The sequence below is a fragment of the Allobacillus sp. SKP2-8 genome (assembly GCF_007559355.1).
Taxonomy (GTDB): Bacteria; Bacillota; Bacilli; order Bacillales; family Alkalibacillaceae; genus Allobacillus; species Allobacillus halotolerans.
In genome coordinates this window covers 277,192-297,326 of record NZ_VMHF01000001.1, presented here as the reverse complement: position 1 = coordinate 297,326, position 20,135 = coordinate 277,192, and the positions used below count along the sequence as shown (strand labels likewise).

Genomic DNA, 20,135 nt, shown 5'->3' with positions numbered 1-20,135 from the left:
AAACGTCTAGGTGTAGTACATAAATCACACCTATCAATCTTTTGACTCACTAATCAGATTATGCAACGATAAATGTATTGAACGGTAGAAAGGAAATTGAAAATGAACATTTTGTTTATCGGTGATGTTGTTGGCAAACCAGGACGAACAGCATTAAAAGAACATTTACCTAATTTAAAGAAAGAATACAAAGCAGATTTAACTATTGTGAATGGAGAAAACGCGGCTCACGGTAAGGGTCTTACGAAACCCATCTACCATAACTTCCTTGAGTGGGGCGCAGATATGATCACGATGGGTAACCATACGTTCGATAAAAAAGAGATATTCGATTTTATTGATGATGCCGATCGGATTGTTCGACCTGCAAATTACCCAACAGGAACACCTGGAATTGGTATGCGATTTATGAACATTCATGACAAGGTAGTTGCAGTCATTAATATCCAAGGACGAACTTTTTTACCTCCATTGGACGACCCATTTCAAGTGATTGATACGCTAATTGAGAAGGCTAAAAAACGAACTTCAATTATATTCGTCGATTTTCATGCGGAAGCGACGAGTGAAAAACAGGCTTTTGGTTGGTATCTAGATGGTCGTGTGAGTTGTGTGGTTGGCACACATACCCATGTCCAAACATCAGATGAACGAATATTGCCTAAGGGTACTGCTTTCATTACCGATGTCGGTATGACGGGTCCTTATGACAGTGTGATAGGGACAGAAATCGAATCTGTTATTAGAAGATTCAGAACATCCTTACCTGTCCGCTTTGAAGTACCGGAAACCAATCGAACTGTTCTCAGTGGAGTCATCGTTTCAGTTGAAGAATCAACGGGTATAGCTAAGCGTATAAAGCGAATACTGATTAATGATGACCATATTAAATTTAGTTGAATATTTGAATTTTTCGGACAAGTGATTCATAATTAATGTAATAGGTTCCAGTCATGATGAATAGATTAGTGATGAAATCAATTTAGCTGATGAAGGAGGAACTAGTAATGGAAATACTCAAAGTTTCAGCAAAATCGAATCCAAACTCTGTAGCAGGTGCTTTAGCAAACGTGCTTCGTGAACGAGGTTCAGCAGAAATTCAAGCAATTGGTGCCGGAGCATTGAATCAAGCTGTGAAAGCAGTAGCCATTGCAAGAGGATTTGTCGCTCCTAGTGGCGTTGACTTAATTTGTATACCAGCCTTTACAGACATCATGATTGACCAAGAAGAACGAACAGCAATCAAGTTAATTGTAGAACCTAGATAATTAAAAGATAGTACGAAATTATTTGAATCACTGACTGGCATTGAAACTATATTTCAATGCCAGTTTTAATTATGAGATGATAAATGTGTCGATTTTCTCACATTTCCTTTGTAACTGTCATGATTGTGTTGTTAAAATAAGATAAAGTCGATATACTGTTAACATGTACGAATGACCATATAAGTTCGTTGAGATAGATTTTTTATTGAAAGGAGATTCATTATGAATGAAAAACAGCGAAAAGAGCTGAATCAAGTGAATCCAGTCGATCCTGCCGAAAAGAATGAGCAGGATAACTTGTCGCGTATAAAAGAAAAAACTTCAGATGATTTTATGAAATATTTTGAAGCGACCTATGAACCACCAAATATGAAAAAAGCCAAAAAACGGCTGAAGAAAGAAGTCCAATACCATGATGATTTTGAAATTCCAGAAGAATTAGCAAGTATCGGTGAAGGGCGTAAATTTCTGATCCGTACATATGGCTGTCAAATGAATGAACATGACACAGAAGTCATGTCAGGAATTTTGACAGAAATGGGATTTGAGGCAACGACAGAAACAAAAGAAGCGGATATCATCTTGCTGAATACTTGTGCAATCCGGGAAAATGCTGAAAATAAGGTTTTTGGTGAAATCGGTCACCTCAAACCATTGAAAATGGAAAACCCGGATTTAATTATTGGTGTATGCGGATGTATGTCACAAGAGGAGTCTGTCGTTAACAAGATTCTTAAAAAATACCAATACGTGGACTTGATTTTCGGTACGCATAATATTCATCGTCTACCACAACTTGTTCAAAATGCTTATATGAGTAAGGAAATGGTTGTCGAAGTGTGGTCTAAAGAAGGCGACATTATTGAAAACATGCCAAAACGACGTCACGGAAAAATCAAAGCTTGGGTAAATATCATGTATGGTTGTGATAAGTTTTGTACGTATTGCATTGTGCCTTATACGCGTGGTAAAGAGCGGAGCCGACGTCCAGAAGATATTATTCAAGAAATTCGCCATTTAGCCGCACAAGGGTACAAGGAAGTTACATTGCTGGGCCAAAACGTTAACGCTTATGGCAAAGATTTGGATATCGATTACGGTCTAGGCGACCTGATGGATGAAATTCGTAAAATCGATATTCCACGCGTGAAGTTTACCACTTCCCATCCACGTGATTTTGATGATCGATTAATTGAAGTGTTGGCTAAAGGCGGCAATTTAATGCCTTATATCCACCTACCTGTTCAATCAGGAAGCTCAGACATTTTACGTGTCATGGCACGTCGTTATACCCGTGAAAACTATTTGGAATTGGTGCGAAAAATTAAAGAAACAATTCCGAATGCAGCATTGACAACCGATATTATCGTTGGTTTTCCGAATGAGACGAATGAACAATTTGAAGAAACGCTTTCTCTCTACCATGAGGTCGGATTTGAAGGTGCATACACGTTTATTTATTCACCACGTGAAGGAACACCTTCTGCCAGAATCGATGATAAAATTTCTATGGATGAGAAAAAAGAACGTCTACAACGTTTGAATGCAATCGTTAATGAATATTCACTTAAAGCGATGGAGAAATATCAAGATAAAACAGTAAAAGTACTTGTAGAAGGCACGAGTAAAAAGAACGATGAAGTCTTAGCGGGTTATACAGAAAGAGGGAAACTCGTCAATTTCGAGGGACCAAAATCGGCTATTGGAGAAATCGTTGAAGTTAAAATAACAAATACGAAAACTTGGTCACTTGATGGTACAATGGTAGAAAAAGCAGCGAGTGAACAAGTAGAGGTGATTTAAATGGCAGAATATACAAGAAAACAAGTAATTGAAGAAGCACAAGAGTTAGCGAAAAAGCTTTCAAAAATCGAAGAGATCGATCGCTTCAGACAATTAGAAATTAAAATAAACGAAAATAAAAAGGTCCAAGCTCATATTGCGAAAATCAAAGCATTACAAAAACAAGCCGTTAATTTGCAACACTATGATAAACATGGTGCACTTGAGCAAGTTGAAGCTGAATTGGATCGCTATCAAAAAGAATTGGATGAAATCCCGATCGTTCAAGAATTTAAAGACTCTCAAGTTGTCGTCAATGACATTTTGCAACGTGTGACAAAAACAATTGCAGATGAAGTGACGAATGAAATTGTTGGCGAGTCTGATGAAGATGTGCATGCATGTGAAGCTAATCGTAATTAATTTTAGCATTAGCTAGTTTCTTATTCGAGTAGTTCAGTTAGAAGCAACTTTAACGAGTGCTTCTAATTTGAACTACTTTTTTCTTAATTAAAATTCTGAAGTAATTGGAAGATGAACACTCGCCAAATTCTCTTACCGAGAAAGGATGTACGTATGAATTATCGAATCGTCATCATTAGTTTGTTAGTTGTTCTCTTGATGGGTGCCTGTACTTCTGATATTGATCCTTCAACTGAAAAAGACACCCAAGTATATCAATTGGAAAATGTGTATCAGTGGTTAAATGACTCGAATTTATTGGACGGAGAAGACGAAGATGTGACGACTAACTATACGGATAATTATCAAGGAATCACAGAAGCTGTCCGTATTGGTGATATAACCATTTTTGAATTTAAAGAACCTAAATATACTGAGCAGTTTGAAGAGATTCCATTTGCGGTGACAAAAGAAAATATCGGTGTGTTTGTATCTGGATTTAGCTCTGAAATCGATGGTGTCCAAAAGGTTTTGGAGGCCCGGGAGGCTGTTGAGGGTTTACATAAAGGTTATTACATGTCTGCAGAGCAACAAGTTTTTGTTGAATCATTCAGAAATCAAAAGCTGAATCGTTTTGATACGTTTACTGAGCATTTTTATTCTTTAGATGAGGACATTCACCAGGATACGTTCGACCGCTTTCTGTACAATGAGTCAGTCGAATGGCGAGGTGTGGTTGTACAAAGTGGCTCAGATTTATTTACCTCAGGGGATACCGAGTTTATGATTTACAGTGGAGATGATGACGTGGAAGATTGGGAGGGCATGCAGTCAATTCAAAATGATTTGTTGCCTTTCATGTTTGAAGCTCATTCGATTGCTCGCCCATTTGAGATTGAACATAAAAAATATGAACGTGGAGAATCAATTACGATCAGCGGACAACTGTCTGAGCAAGGTAGCCAATCGAAGAGCAAACCCTGGAAACTTCGAAACTTTTCGATTATCGACTAACGGTTCACCATCATTGCATTTAAGCTGTTCTTTTAATTGGATTCGTCGTTCATATAAATTTCTCTTCCTTTAAATCACCTTTTCTTAGGCATTGTCATAATTATAAAAGAACAATAGCCTAAACCTTAACAAGAATCACAACAAACACCCAGGCAGCATAAGATAAAGTGGCTTGATTAAAGGAGGAGGAATGTTAATGAGTGATCGTGAATATCGTGAAATTATCACGAAGGCTGTTTGCGGCAAAGGAAAAAAATTCAGTGAAACCTCTCATATGTGTTCACCCAATTATAGACCGAACAGTATCCTTGGTTGCTGGATCATTAACCATCAATACGAAGCACGTAAACGGGGACATATTGTAGAAGTGAGTGGTTCATATGATATTAACGTATGGTACTCTTACAGCAATAATACGAAAACGGGTGTCATTACTGAGCGAAAACAATACGTTGATAAAGTACCAATTGCAATGAAAGATCGTAATACAATCAGTGATGATTTCGACGTTATTGCAAGAGCAACAAAGCAGCCAAATACGTTAGAATGTGAGATTGCTGAAAAAGGAAATCAAATCAAAGTAGATTTGGAAAGAGAGTTTGTCGTTGATCTCATCGGTGAAACGAAGGTCTGGGCAAAAATCGAACCAGAAGGCTTTGATGAAAATGAAGTAGACTTTGATGACTTAGAGTCCGAATTAGCGGATATTGAAGTGAACGATTAATGGCCGATTCTATCACAAGCAGACTGATCATAATGGTCAGTCTGTTATTTTTTTCATTGATTCAGTTGCTGAAGATTCGAATTCCACTATGCTATAATAAGAGACAGTTAAGCAATTGGGGGACGTAAGAATGACAACATATACACCGATGATGCAACAATATCTGAATATTAAATCCGAATATAAAGATGAATTTCTATTTTTTCGTCTAGGAGATTTTTACGAACTATTTTTTGATGACGCATTAAAAGCAGCGAAGGAATTGGAAATTACACTTACTCAACGGGTTGGAGGACAAGAAGAAAAGATTCCAATGTGCGGTGTTCCTTATCATTCTGCTGAAAATTACATAAAAACGTTAGTCGACCGAGGTTATAAAGTAGCCATTTGTGAGCAAGTGGAAGATCCTAAAATGGCGAAAGGTGTGGTGAAACGAGAAGTCATTCAAGTCATCACTCCTGGTACCATTATGGAAGGAAATATGTTGAAGGAAAACGAGAATAATTACTTGGCCTCGCTGTATCTTTTCGAAGATGACTTCATTGTTTCTTATGTTGATCTTTCCACTGGTGAGTCCTTTGTCAGTAAGGTAAATGGCAATATTAAGGATGTCATTGGAGAACTGTATAATCGTCCAGTAAAAGAAGTCGTTTTACCGACAGATTTTCCAGAGGATTTAAAAGAAACATTGACGCATTATTTAGATGTGACGTTATCGTCTGAGCATGACAATCAAATACCAAAAGAATTTCAGAAATTAGTGACGGGACTTGAAGATACTCGCTTGGTTCATGGGTTCGGGTATTTATTTCAATATATTTTCCGTTCGCAAAAACGGTTTCTAGCTCATTTGCAAGCAGTTCAATTCATAGAGTTAAATGATTATATGAAGCTTGACTTATATTCTAAGCGAAACTTAGAACTGATTGAATCGTTACGAGACCAAAGTAAAAAAGGAACATTGCTTTCTGTTTTGGATAAAACGATAACGGCGATGGGGTCTAGGTTATTAAAAAAGTGGATTGATCGCCCATTGCTTTCAAAAGGCCAAATTGCTGAGCGTCATCAACAAGTGCACACGATGATGGAGCACTTTATGGAACGGGACGAACTTCGGGAATCATTAAAAAATGTCTATGATCTCGAACGCTTGGCCGGAAGAATTTCATACGGTAATGTAAATGCACGTGATTTGTTACAGTTGAAACGTTCACTCGGTGCATTACCGCAAATTAAACAATTGTTGAATTTGTTTGATCATCCTTCTGTATCATCATTACTGTCTGAAGTAGAGTCTTACCAAGAAATTTTCGAGATTTTAGACGCTGCACTAGCAGAAAATCCACCTGTACTAATTACAGAAGGAAACCTTATTAAAGATGGTTACCATAAGCAGTTAGATGAATATCGTGAAGTAAATCGAAACGGTAAGAGTTGGATTGCTGAGCTTGAAGCAAAAGAACGAGAAGAAACAGGAATTAAATCATTAAAAGTCGGATTCAATAAAGTATTCGGTTACTATATTGAAGTGACAAGAGCAAATCTGGCACATCTTGCTGAAGGTCGTTACGAACGCAAGCAAACGTTGGCGAACGCTGAACGATTTGTGACGCCTGAATTGAAAGAAAAAGAGCGAATGATCTTGGAAGCGCAAGAAAAAAGCACAACGTTAGAATATGAGCTTTTTCTCGAACTTCGTGATCAAATCAAATCTTATATTCCCGCACTTCAAACGCTGGCAGAACAAATTAGTAAAATTGATTGCCTATTAAGTTTTGCGATGGTGAGTGAAGAAAATAACTATACAAAACCTGTGTTGAATGATGAGCAGCAACTTCGTATTCGCGAAGGACGCCACCCAGTCGTCGAACAAGTCATGAAAGAAATGTTTGTACCAAATGACATTCAAATGGATGAATCGACGGACATACTTTTAATTACAGGTCCGAACATGGCCGGAAAAAGTACGTATATGCGCCAAGTTGCTTTAATGATTATTATGAACCAAGTCGGCTGTTTTGTTCCTGCGACTGAAGCGGAAATGCCTGTATTCGATCAAATCTTCACGCGAATCGGCGCTGCTGATGATCTAGTTTCCGGACAAAGTACGTTTATGGTCGAGATGATGGAAGCTGAACATGCCGTTCGTCATGCTACGGAAAGAAGCTTTATTTTATTGGATGAAATCGGTCGTGGAACGAGTACGTACGATGGGATGGCGCTCGCCCAATCGATTGTTGAATATATTCATCAACAAGTTGGTGCTAAAACACTATTCTCTACGCACTATCATGAGCTGACAAGCTTGGATAAGAGTTTATCAAGATTACGGAATGTTCATGTTGAAGTGGATGAAGAAGATGGAGAAGTGGTCTTTCTTCACCATATTAAGGAAGGTAAGGCAGACAAGAGTTACGGGATTCACGTTGCCAAGCTAGCCGACTTGCCGGAAGATATTATTCAACGGGCTTATCAATTACTTGAATCATTTGAGGCGACAAGTGTTTTAAGAGAAGAAGAACCGCAAGAACAGCTGACACTTTTCGAAGAAGATCAAGGAACACTCCCAGTTACAGCAAATGTTGAAGTCATTGACCGATTGAAAGAAGCCAATTTAATGAAGATGACACCGATGGATGCCATGAATTTACTTTATCAATTAAAAGAAAACCTAGAGTAGAAAGGAGGAGACGATGAATAAAATTGTACAGCTACCGGATGAATTATCGAATAAGATTGCTGCAGGGGAAGTCGTAGAAAGACCTTCTTCTGTTGTCAAAGAGCTTATCGAAAATTCTATTGATGCAGGTAGTAGTTGGATTAAAATCGAACTGGATGAAGCGGGATTACGGTTAATTCGGGTGACAGACGATGGAGAGGGAATGACGGAGGAAGATACTGAGAAGGCTTTCTTTCGTCATGCAACAAGTAAAATTAAAAATGAGCAACAATTATTCCGTGTAAAAACATTAGGATTTCGTGGAGAAGCGCTTGCAAGTATTGCTTCAGTCAGCCATTTGACGATTCGTACGTCTACGGGTGATCAAAGTGGAACGGAAATGAAGATTCATGGCGGAGAGATCATCGAGAAACAAAAGCATACAAAGCGGCGTGGGACGGAAATAACTGTTGAGAATCTATTTTATAATACACCCGCCCGTTTAAAGTATCTGAAAACAGTCCATACTGAAATCGGACATATCATGGACCTAGTGAATCGAATGGCGCTCGCGCATGATGAGATTCGCTTTGAATGTCACCATAATGGCAAACGTATCTTTTTTTCACCAGGTAATAAAAAGTTACTTCAAGTCATTCAGCAAATTTACGGAAAAAATGTAGCTCAACAAATGCTTTCATTGGAAGAAGAGTCATTGGATTACACCATTAGGGGCTATGCCGCCAAACCGGAAGTCACACGATCCAATCGAAATTATATGACATTGATTGTGAACGGTCGATATATCAAAAATTACACGATCAATAAAGCGATTTTAGAAGGCTATCATACATTACTTCCGATTGGACGATTTCCTGTCGTCATTCTTAAAATAGATATGGATCCATATTTGATTGATGTGAATGTTCATCCAGCGAAGACGGAAGTGCGTTTCAGTAAAGAAAAAGAGCTTTTCGATGTAGTCAAGCAAGCGGTTTATAATCTTCTGCATGCCCAACGATTAATTCCGGATGTGTCGAAGAAAGAGAAAGAGAAATCTGAACAAACGGCTCTGGATTTTTCTTATGTAAAACGAAATGATCCTGTACCGGAAAAGTGGAGTGGCTTTACATCACGAGAAAGCAATCATACGAACCAAATGTTTGAAAAGAGCAGTGAACAAGTACCTGTCCAACAGGTAGAAGAGCCACCGATTGAAGACATTGAAATGCCAACGAATGTGGATGAACATGTAAATGATGCAGAAAAGCCAACTGCTTCTCGGTTACCACGGTTGTATCCGATTGGTCAGCTAAGAGGAACATATATTTTGGCTCAAAATGAAGAAGGTCTCTATATGGTCGACCAACACGCTGCTCAGGAACGGATTAAGTATGAATTTTACAAAGAGAAGCTCGGCAATCCCGAGCAAGAAACACAGCAGCTTGCTGTTCCGTTGCATTTTGAATTTACCAACCAAGAAGCAACAACCATTGAACAAAACCAAGAACAACTGCAAGCCATTGGATTATTTTTAGAGCCTTTTGGGGACCAGTCCTTTTTGGTTCGTTCCTATCCGAGTTGGTTCCCGGCAGGTGAGGAAGAAGGAATTCTTCGCGATATGGTCGATGAACTCATTAATGAGAAAACGATCGACTTAGTGAAAATAAGGGAAGAAGCGGCCATCCTCATGTCGTGTAAACGATCGATTAAAGCGAATCACAACTTAAGTCACCAAGAGATGGAATACTTACTCGAAGAACTGGGTGGATGTAATGATCCGTTCACTTGCCCACATGGCCGTCCGGTCATCGTTCATTTCAGTGATTACGAAATTCAACGCATGTTCAAACGGATTATGTAAGAATGACTGGAGAGAACTTGTATGAAACCAAAAATCATTAGTGTGGTTGGTCCAACGGCTGTTGGTAAAACAAAACTAGGGATCGAAATTAGTAAGCAAGTCGGCGGAGAAGTCATTAATGGTGATTCCATTCAAATTTATAAAGAATTTGATATTGGTTCTGCGAAAGCTACATTAGAAGAACAAGAAGGTATACCTCATCACCTGATCGACTTCCTGGAACCGAACGCGGAGTACTCTGCTTCCGACTTTAAACAAGATGTGAAACAAAAAGTATACGAGATTCATGACAAGCAGAAAACCCCCGTGCTTGTTGGTGGTACAGGTTTTTATGTACAAGCTGCATTATATGACTTTAACTTTTCCAGTGTGAAGCGTGATCATCAATACAGTGACAGGTTGCTTAAACAGATCGAACAAGATGGAATCGAGCCTTTTTACAGACGGTTGCAGGAAGTCGATCCAGAGCAAGCAAGGAAGATTCATCCACACAATATACGAAGAGTCATTAGAGCACTGGAAGTATATGATACAACAGGAAAGCCGCTATCTGACTATGAACAAGAACAACAAAACACCTCGCACTATGACTCTTATATCATCGGACTCACCATGGATCGTCCACTTTTATATGAACGCATTAACCAACGCGTACTTGACATGGTCGACCAAGGCTTATTTGAAGAAATTGAACAATTATATGATCGATATGGCGCCGAAGTTCAACCGATGAAAGGAATTGGATATAAAGAAGTCATTCCTTACTTGCAGGGTGAGTATAATAAACAAGAAGCCATCGAGCTCATTCAGCGGAACACAAGGCGTTTTGCGAAGCGGCAATTAACCTATTTTCGAAATAAAGTGCCTGCGATTCACTGGTATGAAATTAATCCAAGACATCCAGAAGAAAACTTTAAAACAATTTTGGCTGATTTAGAAGGATTTCTTCTAAATGGAGAGAATAGTTAAAAGTAGTAGATAGAAAGAGGAGGAATTATACAATGGCAAATACAACAAACTTACAAGATACGTATTTGAACAAATTAAGAAAGGAAAAAGTCTTTTTAACCGTCATCTTGATGAACGGATTCCAATTAAGAGGTGTGATTAAATCATTTGATAATTTCACTGTTTTAATTGAGACAGATGGGAAACAACAATTAATTTTCAAGCATGCGATTTCTACGTTTGCCCCATCGAAAAATGTTGATTTGGACTCATAATATCGTTTGTTGTTGAACCTAAGAGCCTACCAGTTTGTTGGTGGGCTTTTTGTTTTGCCTGTCACTTTACAATGAAAAAACGAATTTCAACCAAGCTTTCAAAAATCATTCCTATTCATCATGATCTGTAAGACTCAATAGCAAAAGATGAATTCTTTGAGCAATCTGGTTATAATAGGGAAGGATAAGTGTAAGGACGAACAAGCTAAAGGAGTTTTTGCATGAGTGAACGAGAACGTGTCATATTGATCGGCTGTCAAACCCAAAAGGATTCAGACGATACATTTCTGACATCATTGAATGAATTACGTGCACTAGCCGATACGGTGAATGCAGAAATTGTTGACGTATTTACGCAAAAGCGAGAAAAAATACACAACTCATTGTATATCGGTACTGGAAAAGTAGAAGAGATCAAGCAATATATTGAAGAAAATGAGATTGAGCTTGCCATTATGAATGGTGAGTTATCTCCGTCTCAAATCAGAAACTTAAACAAACACTGGGACATATCTGTCATCGATCGAACGCAGTTAATTTTAGATATTTTTGCTATGCGTGCGAATACGAAAGAAGGGAAACTCCAAGTCGAACTGGCTCAATTGGAGTATTTGCTTCCTCGACTACATGGACAAGGTCGTGCGCTCTCACGTTTAGGAGGCGGTATTGGGACAAGAGGACCTGGTGAAACAAAACTTGAAACGGACCGCAGACATATACAAAGTCGCATCAATGATATTAAGAAACAGCTGAAGCAAGTGGTTAAGCAGCGAAGCCAATATCGTGAACGACGAAAAAAGAATTCGGCTTTCCAAATATCGATTGTCGGTTATACGAATGCGGGAAAATCGACTTTATTTAATCGACTGACAAACAGTGTTTCGTTTGAAGAAGATAAACTCTTTGCCACACTGGATCCAATGACAAGAAGATTACAATTATCCAGCGGTTTCCAAGCATTAATCTCCGACACCGTCGGCTTTATTCAAGATCTACCGACAACATTAGTTGCAGCTTTTCGGTCTACTTTGGAAGAAGTATTGGAAGCTGATTTTATCTTACATGTGGTAGATGCCTCAAATGACCGGGCAATCGAACAAGAGAAAACGGTTTACTCGATTCTAGAAGACTTGGGAGCAGAAAAAATTCCTATGTTGACGGTTTATAATAAAGCGGATCTACTTTCAGAAGAGTTTACGCCTTATTCATCTCCGAACGCCGTTATTAGTGCAAAAAATTCCGATGATTTACAACGGTTATTACAAAAAATTGAATCAACGTTACAAGAAGAGTGGAACCAATATAAAGTGGCTGTACCAAAAGATGAGGGAACGTTACTTCATCGGTTAAAACAAGAAACAATGGTACAAGATGAACACTTTGATGAAGAGCAAGAACAATACCTAGTAGATGGGTATGCTGACCCAAATTCACCAATATACAATGAAATGAAAAAGCGAGCGAATGTAAATGAATGACCAAATGAAGCAAATGATCCAACAAACAGAACAATCATTAACAAAACAATTTTCGCAAGTTCAAGAAATTGTTACGACAAATCAAGAAAAAGTATTGAATGCTTTTCAACAAGTTCACGTGAGTGAATCTCACTTCACGCCATCGACAGGTTATGGGTATGATGATATCGGTCGAGAAAAATTAGAAGAGTTGTACGCAACCGTTTTTCGCACAGAAGACGCATTAGTGCGCCCGCAAATTGTTTCAGGAACCCATGCAATCACCACATGCCTGTTTGGTGTCCTGAGGCCGGGGGATGAATTACTTTATTTGACGGGAAGGCCATACGATACGCTTGAAGATGTCATTGGAATTGAAGAGAATGTCGATGGCTCTTTACGTGACTATGGCATTTTATACAATGAATTGCCATTAACAGAATCCGGCAGTGTTGATTTTTCAAATCTTGAAGAATCGATTAATGATCGTACAAAAATGGTCGCAATCCAGCGGTCAAAAGGATACGCTGACCGTCCTTCATTTACTGTGATGGAAATTAAAGAAATGATTGACGAAGTTCGTAAAATCAAACCAGATGCAATTATATTCATCGACAATTGCTACGGTGAATTCGTGGAGATATACGAGCCAAGTGAAGTGGGAGCAGACTTGATGGCTGGATCGTTAATCAAAAATCCAGGCGCCGGTATTGCGAAGACAGGCGGTTACATTGTTGGAAAAGAAAAGTTAGTCAATAAGTGTGCAAACTGGTTGGTTGCTCCAGGATTAGGTAAAGAGACTGGAGCAAGCCTCTATAGTCTGCATGAAATGTTCCAAGGGTTTTTCTTGGCCCCGCATGTTGTCGGCGAAGCTTTGAAAGGAGCATATTTTACATCACAGCTGTTGAGTGACCATGGGTATAAAACAGAACCAACCGCGAATGATGCTCGGACAGATCTCATTCAGTCGATTTCATTTCATCGTGCAGAGGAAATGATTCAATTTGCCCAAATGATTCAAAAGCAATCACCAATCGATTCTTATGTGACACCTGAGCCGAGTAGTATGCCAGGCTATGAAGATGATGTCATTATGGCCGGAGGTACCTTCATTCAGGGAGCCAGTCTTGAATTAACTGCCGATGGTCCGATACGCGAACCGTATACGCTCTATGTTCAAGGCGGCCTCACGTATGAACATGTTAAACTAGCCATTGTCAAAAGTGTCATCGCATTAAACAAATAAAAGTCTATCAATCTATTGGGACAAACGCCTTGAGAAATACTATACTAATAAAATCCGAACCGATTCATATATTTATGAATCATCGTTCGGATTTTTTCTTTATCCAAATCTAATTTATCCCAGCGGAATCTCGAGCCGTCCGACAAACGCGTCGAACCGCCCGACAAACGCGTCAAGCCGCTCGACAAGCGCATCGAACCGCCCGACAAGCGCATCGAGCCGCCCGACAAACACGTCGAGCCGCCCGACAAGCGCATCGAGCCGCTCGACAAACGCGTCAAGCCACCCGATCAGCCGCTCTAACCGCCCGATACATGAATCAATCCGCCCGATATTTGTGGTTAGACGCACCTTCTTCTCAAGAAATATTCATTTTTTCACCGGCAGGTTTCTTTTGGTCCAGATTCATTTTTTATTTTAAATGATTACCAGATTACCAAAGAATAATTCAATAAATACAACCCAATGACGAGCTAATTTTTCAAGTCAGGTGTGTGTCAACTTTCTTAACATTCCTTGACAACTTAATTTTCTAAAAATATACTTTACTTATGGAGGGATGAAAATGGTAGCGATGGATCGAAAGGATTTGCCGTTATTCTCGATTAGTATTGTAACGACACTCACTGAATTATCGCCTAGGCAAATTCGTTACTATGAAGAAAAAGAATTGATTTCACCAACGCGATCCAAAGGAAAACAGCGTTTGTTTTCTTTTAACGATGTTGATCGACTATTGGAAATCAAACAATTAAAAGATAAAGGCGTTAATATTGCAGGAATAAAAGAAGTTTTAGGCATGAAGGAACAGGGAATAAGCGAAAGAGTGAGAGAAAGCTACCGTACAGATTTAACTGAGGACGAGTTGCACAGTCTCTTAAGAAAAGAATTGATGGAATCAGGATATGTTCATCATACTTCCATCAATCGTGGAGACTTGTCCAGGTTTTATCATTCCTAAACAGGTGCGACTTATTAACATCGTTACTATTTTGATCCCCTCAAAAATAAAAGTTTTTATTATATCAGGAGGAATAAAGAACAGTGTCAAAAATCACAAAAGAAGATGTGTACAAAAGGATTGAAGAGGAGAATGTTCGATTTATCCGACTTCAATTTACCGATTTACTAGGAACAATCAAAAACGTTGAAATTCCATTAGGCCAACTCGAAAAAGCATTAAATAACGAAATGATGTTTGATGGTTCTTCGATTGAAGGATTTGTACGTATTGAAGAATCTGATATGCGCTTGCATCCAGATTTGGATACGTTCGTTGTCTTTCCATGGACTTCCGAAAAAGGAAAAGTCGCTCGTTTCATTTGCGATATTTATAATCCTGACGGAACACCTTTCGAAGGTTGTCCACGCTATAACTTAAAACGAAACTTAGAACGAATGGAAAAACTAGGCTTTACAGCATTCAATATTGGAACAGAACCTGAGTTCTTCTTATTCAAACTAGATGAGATGGGTGAACCATCGATGGAATTAAACGACAAAGGCGGTTATTTCGATCTGGCACCTACTGATTTAGGTGAAAATTGCCGACGTGATATCGTGTTAGAACTTGAAGAGATGGGCTTTGAAATTGAAGCCTCCCACCACGAAGTCGCACCAGGCCAGCACGAAATCGACTTTAAATATTCAGATGCCATCAGACACTGTGATGATATTCAGACGTTTAAACTTGTGGTTAAAACAATTGCTCGTAAACATGGTTTACACGCGACCTTTATGCCAAAACCATTGTTTGGTGTAAACGGATCCGGAATGCATGCAAATATGTCGTTGTTTAAAGAAGGCGAAAACGTATTTTTTGATGAGCAAGGTGAAGAGCAATTAAGCAAAACAGCTTATCATTTTACAGCAGGTATTTTAAAACACGCTGTTAACTTCACTGCGGTGACTAATCCAACCGTTAACTCATATAAACGATTGGTCCCAGGCTATGAAGCCCCATGTTATGTCGCCTGGTCAACACAAAACCGTAGCCCGCTAGTTCGTGTACCAACATCTCGTGGATTGAGCACACGAATCGAAGTACGTAGTGTCGACCCGGCAGCCAATCCATATATGGCAATGGCAGTTATGTTGGCGGCAGGATTGGACGGCATTGAAAATGACCTTGATGTGCCGACACCAGTCGACCGTAACATTTATGCGATGAACAAAAAAGAAAGAGAAGAAAACGGTGTACTCGATTTACCTGCAACTCTCTATGAAGCCCTTCAAAAATTAGTGGAAGATGAAGTCATGAGAGAGGCGATGGGTGAACACCTATTGAATCATTTTGTTGAATCCAAAGAGATTGAATGGGATATGTTTAGAACCCAAGTCCATCCATGGGAAAGAGAGCAATATTTGAACGGATTTTAATAGAACTCGAGCCCTTAAATCTGCATGGTTTAGGGGCTTGAATTTTTCAATCAGAAATCCTTCCAGAAAATAACTGGAGGGATTTTTTTGTTTAATGAACCTTGTTGTGACTGCATTTTCTATGCATCCATTCAATTTCAGTGCGAAAAAAAGTGTAAAACTCTGTATTACATAATTAAGTTTTGTGGTATACTACGAACAGACGTTCACAAAACAAACGTTCTGTTGGAGGGATAGCTATTGAATAACTTATTCAATCGTTCATTGCGAGAAAAAACAAAACTTGAAGTGATTTATATAAAGAAAAATGGCACGACTACCCAGCGTGTGGTTCGAGTGATTGCTGTTTCCGAGGATCATATCCTTGCTTATTGTTTTTATAAGCGTCAGGTGAGACGTTTTAATCGAGAAAATATTTTAGCTGCACTGCCGGTAGGAACAAGAAAAGAGCAAATGGGGGCATAATCGATGCATAAGGACCGTGGAACGATGAAGTGGTCCTCGCTCATGCTGCCTGAGCATGTGGAAATTTTGCAAGAGTTATGGCAAGAGGACCGTTATGAAAAGAAACCGACTATTGATGAACAACAGATTGAATGGAATGAACAGTTGCTTCAAGAGGCCTATATAAATCAATCATTGATTCAGGTGACGTATTATAACGCAGGCACATATCACAAAGAGCGTTTGCGTGTAATGTATATGGAACCAAGTACACGATCGATTCGTTTTACGGATCAACAAGATAATCGAAAGTTTATTTCCATTGAAAATATTTTACAGATTGAATAACAATGCGTGGAAGGAGAAGACAGGATGGAAGAAACAGTGGATTATTCAATCTATCCGAGACATGATGTGTTATGTATTGATATGAGATCTTTTTACGCAAGTGTCGAATGCATTAAGCGCGGGCTCGATCCACAGACGACGTTGCTTGCGGTGGTAGGAGACCCGAATCGGAGTGGAAGCATTGTGCTCGCCGCTTCTCCCGCCTTAAAGAAAAAGTATGGCATCTCTAATGTCAGCCGTTATTTTGAGTTGCCGGATGAACCGGACATTTTAATTGCACCAGCCCATATGGGAGATTATTTAAACGTCTCTGTAGAGATCACAAAAATGATTACCGACTTTGTTCCGAAAGAGTCCGTCCACGTTTATTCAGTGGATGAATTATGGGTGACTGTCGATGGATTGGAGCGTTTGTATGGATCGGTTTATGAAATCGCGGAGCTCCTGCAACAAAATATCCGTGACCAATTTGGTATGGAGTGTGTTGTCGGGATCGGTGACAATAAATTCTTGGCAAAGGTCGTCATGGACATTCATGCCAAAAAGGCATCGGACGGAATTGCCGAATGTCGATACGAAGACGTCTCCCGATTGCTTTGGCCGATTCCTATCGAAAAGATTTGGGGCATCGGTTCGCGGATGATGCGCAACTTGAACCGAATGGGAATCGTTACACTTGGCCAATTGGCTCATACGCCACTGACTTCATTGAAAAAACGTTTTGGAATTATGGGCGAACAGCTTTATTGGCATGCGTGGGGTGTTGATTTAAGTCCGGTTACCGGAAACTTCACCAAAGATGAACAAAAAGGTTACGGTCATGGAATGACGCTTTTAAGAGATTATGAAAAAAGTGAAATTTATGCTTGCTTGCTCGATTTATGTGAAGAAGCATGCAGACGGGCGAGAAGAGATGCGAAAGAAGGACGTACCGTACATCTAGGGATCGGCTATTCAACTGAAACAGGAGGCGGATTCAGTCGCTCGGTTTCACGGGACGTCGCAAGTAATGAAACCTTAGATATTTATGAGATGTGTCTGCATTTATTCCATAAATTTTATGATGGAGAAAGTAAAATTCGTCGGGCATTTGTCACATTAACCAATCTGAATGATGAGGTGGGTACGCAGCTCGATTTATTTGAAAATCAAGCAAAAAAAAGAAGTGTCGGAGAAGTCATGGACCATATCCGTGAAAAATACGGTTCAACAGCCATTCTTCGAGCGAGCAGCTATACAACGGGTGGAATTGCTCTGGATCGAAGCAAAAAAATTGGAGGACACTTTGCATAGAAGTGGCTAGAGAAGTGAATCTAGCTGCTTCTTTTTTGTTATGGCAAGAGCCGAGTGGGGTATAGATAAATAAAAAACACTCGGAGGTACCCATGGACAAAGAAACGAAGCAAATTCGCCAAGAAGAAAAAGAATACCATCAACAATTTTATGAAAAACACGAACTCTTCGAAGAAGGAACTTGGTTGGAAGAACCGATTCCTGCTGTCATGGATGCCTTTCAGCTTATTCGTCAAAAACCAAATTTACGAATACTAGATTTAGGATCTGGAGTCGGCCGGCATAGCATTCCAATCGCAAAGGACATCGATAACCGAGGTGGCAAAATAATTTGTGTCGACTTACTCGAAGAAGCTGTTGAGAAGCTGAATCATTATGCGAAGGAATATGACGTTCAGCAAGTAGTTGAAGCTGTACAATCCGATATAGGAGACTATCGAATGAAAGAAAATCAATTTGATTTTATTATCGCTGTATCCAGTTTGGAACATACAAGCTCAGAAACTGCATTTAGAGAAGTACTAACGCGCATGGAAAGAGGGACGAAGCCAGGAGGCATCAACTGCATCATCATTAATGCAGAAGCATCTGATCAACAAGAAGAAAAGACGATGGAGATTGACAAGCCAACTGAGGAGTTGCTGTCAGAGTTGGATTTTCACTATAAGGGATGGGAAAAAATTAATCGTTTTGTTGAACCTTTGGCGTTTCAAACCGTTCGTGATGGTGAATCCATGTGGCTGTATGCTAGAGCAATAACTTATGTAGTCCGAAAAAACGAACAAAGTAACGGTTTTCAATCAGAAATGAAAATAGATCAAAATACGTGAATTTGTGGTTAAATTCATGTGTTTTATTTAGTTGAATGTCATAAAAAACACCTGAACCGGTTGTCGATTCAAGTGTTTGGCGTATTAATGAATATTTCTATACAGTCCGATCACTTTACCCAAAACGGTAACCTGATCCAAGATGATCGGTTCCATCGTTGGGTTTTCTGGCTCCAAACGGTAGTTGTTTTTATCTTTGAAAAACCGTTTAACAGTTGCTTCATTTTCTTCAGTCATCGCGACTACAATATCTCCGTTATCAGCGGTTGCTTGTTTCCGAACAATCACAAGATCTTCATTAAAAATCCCGGCCTCTATCATACTATCACCTTGAACGGTAAGGACGAATATGTTCTCTTCGGAAGCGGCAATCCCAGCTGGAAGAGGAATATATTCTTCAATGTTTTCGACGGCCGTTATTGGCTCACCGGCTGTTACTTTTCCGACTAAGGGTGCATAGATTGCTTCCCGTTCATGTACAGCATTTTCGTCTACATAGATGATTTCAATGGCGCGTGGCTTTGTCGGGTCGCGACGAATAAAGCCTTTGTCTTCTAGCCTGGATAGGTGACCATGGACGGTTGAGCTGGATGCAAGCCCGACAGCTTTTCCAATTTCACGAACAGAAGGTGGATATCCTTTTGATTTTACTTCGCTTACTAAAAAGTCGAATATGTCCTTCTGACGTTTGGATAGTTTCTTCATACTTTCTTTCACCCCTACGTCTTTATTTACTATTTGTAGTATACCAATAAAGAGCCTGGATAGCAAACGTTCGTTCGTTGTTTATACAGAATTCTTGTTTAAAATCACAAAACCATTTAAAATACGGATAAATAGTTGAAAAAAGGAGTTTATTTCATGCTTTCTAAAGATAAATTGAACCGCATCAGTGAACTATCGAAGAAAAGTAAATCGGAAGGATTGTCTAAAAGCGAAAAAGAAGAACAGCGCGAATTGAGAGAAGAATATTTACAGGAATTTCGCGGAGCATTCAAAAATCATTTAAAATCCATTAAAGTAGTCGATCCGGAAGGTACCGATGTGACACCGGAGAAATTAAAAGAAGAGAAAAGACGTAAGGAACATTAAACGTGCAAATCAGATTTGGTTTGCACCTTTTTTAAATGACAAATTTGTCGGAATTTCGAAAGAGTTTGTGTGACCTTTGAAATAACTTGTCAAATGAACAAATTAATTAT

The 20,135-nt window shown here is 39.2% G+C and carries 21 protein-coding genes; 19 read left to right on the top strand and 2 right to left on the bottom strand.

Annotated features, from left to right (window positions below):
- The first annotated feature begins 102 nt into the window (after positions 1-102).
- From FPQ10_RS01545 to FPQ10_RS01490, 12 genes are all read left to right on the top strand, one after another.
- Positions 103-900, top strand: coding sequence for a TIGR00282 family metallophosphoesterase (locus FPQ10_RS01545; RefSeq protein WP_144160147.1), 798 nt, complete (start codon positions 103-105; stop codon positions 898-900).
- 107 nt (positions 901-1,007) lie between these two features.
- Positions 1,008-1,268 carry a stage V sporulation protein SpoVS gene (gene spoVS / locus FPQ10_RS01540; protein WP_093855602.1) on the top strand — a complete coding sequence of 87 codons (261 nt, stop codon included), beginning with the start codon at positions 1,008-1,010 and terminating at the stop codon, positions 1,266-1,268.
- Positions 1,269-1,487: 219 nt separating this feature from the next.
- Positions 1,488-3,071 carry a tRNA (N6-isopentenyl adenosine(37)-C2)-methylthiotransferase MiaB gene (gene miaB, locus FPQ10_RS01535; RefSeq protein WP_370512018.1) on the top strand — a complete coding sequence of 528 codons (1,584 nt, stop codon included), beginning with the start codon at positions 1,488-1,490 and terminating at the stop codon, positions 3,069-3,071.
- Positions 3,072-3,473 carry a YlbF/YmcA family competence regulator gene (locus FPQ10_RS01530; RefSeq protein WP_144159185.1) on the top strand — a complete coding sequence of 134 codons (402 nt, stop codon included), beginning with the start codon at positions 3,072-3,074 and terminating at the stop codon, positions 3,471-3,473.
- A gap of 153 nt (positions 3,474-3,626) precedes the next feature.
- Positions 3,627-4,466, top strand: a complete 840-nt coding sequence (locus tag FPQ10_RS01525; RefSeq protein ID WP_144159182.1) for a hypothetical protein — start codon at positions 3,627-3,629, stop codon at positions 4,464-4,466.
- 196 nt (positions 4,467-4,662) lie between these two features.
- Positions 4,663-5,190, top strand: coding sequence for an outer spore coat protein CotE (gene cotE, locus FPQ10_RS01520; protein ID WP_144159179.1), 528 nt, complete (start codon positions 4,663-4,665; stop codon positions 5,188-5,190).
- A 130-nt stretch (positions 5,191-5,320) separates the two neighbouring features.
- The gene (gene mutS / locus FPQ10_RS01515) at positions 5,321-7,870 is read left to right on the top strand and encodes a DNA mismatch repair protein MutS (RefSeq protein WP_144159176.1); all 2,550 of its coding nucleotides are present in this window, start codon (positions 5,321-5,323) and stop codon (positions 7,868-7,870) included.
- Positions 7,871-7,883: 13 nt separating this feature from the next.
- Entirely contained in the window at positions 7,884-9,713 is a 1,830-nt protein-coding gene (gene mutL, locus FPQ10_RS01510) for a DNA mismatch repair endonuclease MutL (RefSeq protein ID WP_144159173.1), read from the top strand.
- Positions 9,714-9,734: 21 nt separating this feature from the next.
- On the top strand, positions 9,735-10,682 hold the full coding sequence (gene miaA / locus FPQ10_RS01505) for a tRNA (adenosine(37)-N6)-dimethylallyltransferase MiaA (protein ID WP_144159170.1): 948 nt from the start codon (positions 9,735-9,737) through the stop codon (positions 10,680-10,682).
- Between the two features lie 32 nt (positions 10,683-10,714).
- Positions 10,715-10,936: an RNA chaperone Hfq gene (gene hfq, locus FPQ10_RS01500; RefSeq protein ID WP_144159167.1), complete on the top strand. Its 222-nt coding sequence runs from the start codon at positions 10,715-10,717 to the stop codon at positions 10,934-10,936.
- A gap of 221 nt (positions 10,937-11,157) precedes the next feature.
- Positions 11,158-12,414 (top strand): GTPase HflX, encoded by a 1,257-nt coding sequence (gene hflX / locus FPQ10_RS01495; RefSeq protein ID WP_144159164.1) that lies wholly within the window; start codon positions 11,158-11,160, stop codon positions 12,412-12,414.
- Positions 12,407-13,639 carry a methionine gamma-lyase family protein gene (locus FPQ10_RS01490; protein WP_144159161.1) on the top strand — a complete coding sequence of 411 codons (1,233 nt, stop codon included), beginning with the start codon at positions 12,407-12,409 and terminating at the stop codon, positions 13,637-13,639. The genes hflX and FPQ10_RS01490 overlap by 8 nt, the downstream gene beginning before the upstream one ends.
- Positions 13,640-13,753: 114 nt before the next feature.
- On the opposite strand, the gene FPQ10_RS01485 is transcribed toward FPQ10_RS01490, so the two are convergent.
- Positions 13,754-13,990 (bottom strand): hypothetical protein, encoded by a 237-nt coding sequence (locus FPQ10_RS01485; protein ID WP_144159158.1) that lies wholly within the window; start codon positions 13,988-13,990, stop codon positions 13,754-13,756.
- A gap of 214 nt (positions 13,991-14,204) precedes the next feature.
- On the opposite strand from FPQ10_RS01485, the gene FPQ10_RS01480 reads away from it, so the two are divergent.
- The 6 genes from FPQ10_RS01480 (at position 14,205) to FPQ10_RS01455 (ending at position 18,933) form a co-directional block, all read left to right on the top strand.
- Positions 14,205-14,600 (top strand): MerR family transcriptional regulator, encoded by a 396-nt coding sequence (locus FPQ10_RS01480; RefSeq protein WP_144159156.1) that lies wholly within the window; start codon positions 14,205-14,207, stop codon positions 14,598-14,600.
- An 83-nt stretch (positions 14,601-14,683) separates the two neighbouring features.
- Positions 14,684-16,018, top strand: coding sequence for a type I glutamate--ammonia ligase (glnA, locus tag FPQ10_RS01475; protein ID WP_144159153.1), 1,335 nt, complete (start codon positions 14,684-14,686; stop codon positions 16,016-16,018).
- Positions 16,019-16,258: 240 nt separating this feature from the next.
- A complete protein-coding gene (locus FPQ10_RS01470; protein WP_144159150.1) occupies positions 16,259-16,483 on the top strand; it encodes a hypothetical protein in 225 nt (74 codons plus the stop codon).
- A gap of 3 nt (positions 16,484-16,486) precedes the next feature.
- Positions 16,487-16,810 carry a YolD-like family protein gene (locus FPQ10_RS01465; RefSeq protein ID WP_144159147.1) on the top strand — a complete coding sequence of 108 codons (324 nt, stop codon included), beginning with the start codon at positions 16,487-16,489 and terminating at the stop codon, positions 16,808-16,810.
- A gap of 24 nt (positions 16,811-16,834) precedes the next feature.
- Positions 16,835-18,103, top strand: a complete 1,269-nt coding sequence (locus FPQ10_RS01460) for a DNA polymerase IV (protein WP_255439611.1) — start codon at positions 16,835-16,837, stop codon at positions 18,101-18,103.
- Between the two features lie 92 nt (positions 18,104-18,195).
- Complete coding sequence (locus tag FPQ10_RS01455; protein ID WP_144159144.1) at positions 18,196-18,933, top strand: class I SAM-dependent methyltransferase; 738 nt, start codon at positions 18,196-18,198, stop codon at positions 18,931-18,933.
- A gap of 84 nt (positions 18,934-19,017) precedes the next feature.
- Here FPQ10_RS01455 and lexA read toward each other — a convergent pair whose 3' ends face one another.
- Entirely contained in the window at positions 19,018-19,638 is a 621-nt protein-coding gene (lexA, locus tag FPQ10_RS01450) for a transcriptional repressor LexA (protein WP_144159141.1), read from the bottom strand.
- 156 nt (positions 19,639-19,794) lie between these two features.
- On the opposite strand from lexA, the gene FPQ10_RS01445 reads away from it, so the two are divergent.
- The gene (locus FPQ10_RS01445) at positions 19,795-20,025 is read left to right on the top strand and encodes a DUF896 domain-containing protein (RefSeq protein WP_144159138.1); all 231 of its coding nucleotides are present in this window, start codon (positions 19,795-19,797) and stop codon (positions 20,023-20,025) included.
- Positions 20,026-20,135: the final 110 nt, after the last annotated feature.

Bases quoted from the DNA above. Each gene is read 5' to 3' on its own strand.
- mutL (WP_144159173.1), top strand. From the start codon at position 7,884: ATGAATAAAATTGTACAGCTACCGGATGAATTATCGAATAAGATTGCT.
- cotE (WP_144159179.1), top strand. From the start codon at position 4,663: ATGAGTGATCGTGAATATCGTGAAATTATCACGAAGGCTGTTTGCGGC.
- FPQ10_RS01545 (WP_144160147.1), top strand. From the start codon at position 103: ATGAACATTTTGTTTATCGGTGATGTTGTTGGCAAACCAGGACGAACA.
- hflX (WP_144159164.1), top strand. From the start codon at position 11,158: ATGAGTGAACGAGAACGTGTCATATTGATCGGCTGTCAAACCCAAAAG.
- spoVS (WP_093855602.1), top strand. From the start codon at position 1,008: ATGGAAATACTCAAAGTTTCAGCAAAATCGAATCCAAACTCTGTAGCA.
- FPQ10_RS01480 (WP_144159156.1), top strand. From the start codon at position 14,205: ATGGTAGCGATGGATCGAAAGGATTTGCCGTTATTCTCGATTAGTATT.
- FPQ10_RS01445 (WP_144159138.1), top strand. From the start codon at position 19,795: ATGCTTTCTAAAGATAAATTGAACCGCATCAGTGAACTATCGAAGAAA.
- hfq (WP_144159167.1), top strand. From the start codon at position 10,715: ATGGCAAATACAACAAACTTACAAGATACGTATTTGAACAAATTAAGA.
- FPQ10_RS01530 (WP_144159185.1), top strand. From the start codon at position 3,072: ATGGCAGAATATACAAGAAAACAAGTAATTGAAGAAGCACAAGAGTTA.
- FPQ10_RS01490 (WP_144159161.1), top strand. From the start codon at position 12,407: ATGAATGACCAAATGAAGCAAATGATCCAACAAACAGAACAATCATTA.
- miaA (WP_144159170.1), top strand. From the start codon at position 9,735: ATGAAACCAAAAATCATTAGTGTGGTTGGTCCAACGGCTGTTGGTAAA.
- FPQ10_RS01525 (WP_144159182.1), top strand. From the start codon at position 3,627: ATGAATTATCGAATCGTCATCATTAGTTTGTTAGTTGTTCTCTTGATG.
- mutS (WP_144159176.1), top strand. From the start codon at position 5,321: ATGACAACATATACACCGATGATGCAACAATATCTGAATATTAAATCC.
- lexA (WP_144159141.1), bottom strand. From the start codon at position 19,638: ATGAAGAAACTATCCAAACGTCAGAAGGACATATTCGACTTTTTAGTA.
- FPQ10_RS01465 (WP_144159147.1), top strand. From the start codon at position 16,487: ATGCATAAGGACCGTGGAACGATGAAGTGGTCCTCGCTCATGCTGCCT.
- FPQ10_RS01455 (WP_144159144.1), top strand. From the start codon at position 18,196: ATGGACAAAGAAACGAAGCAAATTCGCCAAGAAGAAAAAGAATACCAT.
- FPQ10_RS01460 (WP_255439611.1), top strand. From the start codon at position 16,835: ATGGAAGAAACAGTGGATTATTCAATCTATCCGAGACATGATGTGTTA.